Genomic DNA, 2,117 nt, shown 5'->3' on the forward strand with positions numbered 1-2,117 from the left:
ATTTATTATCGATCATGGCTGAAAGTTATTTACTCAACAAACTGCAATCTGTAGAACAGACCTACACAGAATTAACCCGTCGTCTAGCGGATCCCGATGTCACCAGTAATCCGGGTGAATTGCATCGTCTGGCCAAATCCCGCGCTTCCCTAGAGGAAACGGTCAACACCTACGAAATTTGGCAAAAAAGTCAAGAGGATTTAATCGGTGCGAAACAAATCTTCAAAGAATCCGCCAGCGATCCCGAATTACGCGAAATGGCCGCCCTAGAAGTGGCAGAATTAGAGGCAAAAATCGCCACTTTAGAAGACCAATTAACCATTCTGCTGCTGCCCCGAGATCCCCTCGATGAAAAGAATATCATGCTGGAAATTCGCGCCGGGACTGGAGGTGATGAGGCCAGTATTTGGGCGGGGGATTTAGTGCGTTTGTACTCAAAATATGCCGAAACTCAAAACTGGAAAGTTAGCCTTTTGAGTGAATCTCCGGCGGATATGGGCGGATTTAAAGAGGCAATTTTAGAGATTAAAGGCGATAACGTCTATAGTAAGCTGAAATTTGAGGCGGGAGTCCATCGGGTGCAGCGGGTTCCTCTGACGGAAGCGAGTGGTCGCGTCCACACTTCCACCGCTACCGTGGCGATTATGCCAGAAGTGGACGATGTGGAAGTGCATATCGATCCCAAGGATATTGAGTTAACCACGGCTAGATCCGGGGGTGCAGGCGGTCAAAATGTCAATAAAGTGGAAACTGCCGTCGATTTAATCCATAAACCCACGGGAATCCGGGTTTTCTGCACCGAAGAGCGATCGCAATTGCAAAACCGGGAACGAGCTATGCAGATTCTCCGGGCGAAACTGTACGATATGAAGTTACAGGAACAACAGGAAGCGGTCAGTTCCATGCGGCGCTCTCAGGTGGGAACCGGTTCCCGTTCGGAAAAAATTCGCACCTATAACTATAAGGATAATCGTCTCACCGATCATCGCTTAAATCAGAATTTTTCCCTCGATCGCATTTTAGACGGCGATATCGAAGATGTGATTCAATCCTGTATCGCCAAGGATCAACAGGGAAAACTGGCAGAATTAGCCGCTGCCCAAGAGACAGCCTAATCAGAACACAGGAGACTCCGAGACTCCTGGATTATTTTTATTTATGCTCCCCACTCTCCTCTGGCCAACCCGCAACGGTCAAACCCTTTGCTACTTTTTGGCTTTTTACTTGCTATAATCGATCGTCGAATTTGAGTAGGAGACGGGAGAAAATGGCCGATTGGCAGGAAATAGAGGGGGGGATCACCGCCCCAAAAGGATTTAAATCCGCAGGGATGGCCGCGGGGCTAAAACCGTCCGGTTTGCCCGATTTAGCCCTCATTGTCTCGGAAACAGAAGCGATCGCCGCAGGAGTCTTTACCACCAGTCAAGTGCGGGCCGCTTGCGTCGATTATTGCCGTCAACGCCTCCAAACCAAAGCCAGCGCCAGGGCGATTTTGTGTAATGCTGGCCAAGCAAACGCCGCCACAGGGGAAGCTGGATGGCAAGACGCTCTCGACAGTGCCGCCGCCTTGAGCCAAGTTTTAGGGATTCCCGCCGATGCAATTTTGCTGGCTTCTACGGGAGTCATCGGGCAACGGATTCGCATGGATGCGTTAACCGCCGCTTTACCGACCTTAGCGGGTTTATTGTCGGAAAATGGTGGCGAAAGCACGGCCCGGGCGATTATGACCACGGATCTAGTCCCCAAATCGATCGCCTTGCAAACCACTATTGATGGTCGTCCGGTCACAATTGGGGGAATTGCCAAAGGATCGGGGATGATTCACCCGAATATGGCGACGATGCTCTCCTTTATTACCTGTGATGCCGCAGTATCGACGGTTCTCTGGCAAAGTATGTTAAGTCGGGCGGCTAATAAAAGTTTTAATCAGATTACGGTGGATGGGGATACCAGTACCAATGACAGTCTGATCGCCTTGGCTAACGGTCAATCGCGCACCACGGCGATCACAGAAATGGGCCGGGATGCCCAAAAGTTAGAGGCCATGTTAACGGAAGTTTGTCAATACTTGGCCAAAGCGATCGCCCGGGATGGGGAAGGGGCCACCTGTTTAATAG

General features: G+C 50.4%; 2 protein-coding genes. Both read left to right on the forward strand.

The genetic code is table 11. The features are described from left to right. Positions 1-14 precede the first annotated feature (14 nt). Positions 15-1,115, forward strand: coding sequence for a peptide chain release factor 1 (prfA, locus tag IQ242_RS23255; RefSeq protein WP_193961583.1), 1,101 nt, complete (start codon positions 15-17; stop codon positions 1,113-1,115). Positions 1,116-1,267: 152 nt separating this feature from the next. Continuing rightward, a partial coding sequence (gene argJ / locus IQ242_RS23260; RefSeq protein WP_193961584.1) for a bifunctional ornithine acetyltransferase/N-acetylglutamate synthase occupies positions 1,268-2,117 on the forward strand: 850 nt, incomplete at its 3' end.

Origin of the sequence: Microcystis sp. LEGE 08355, assembly GCF_015207185.1 — a bacterium.
In the GTDB taxonomy this organism is placed as follows: Bacteria; Cyanobacteriota; Cyanobacteriia; order Cyanobacteriales; family Microcystaceae; genus Microcystis; species Microcystis panniformis.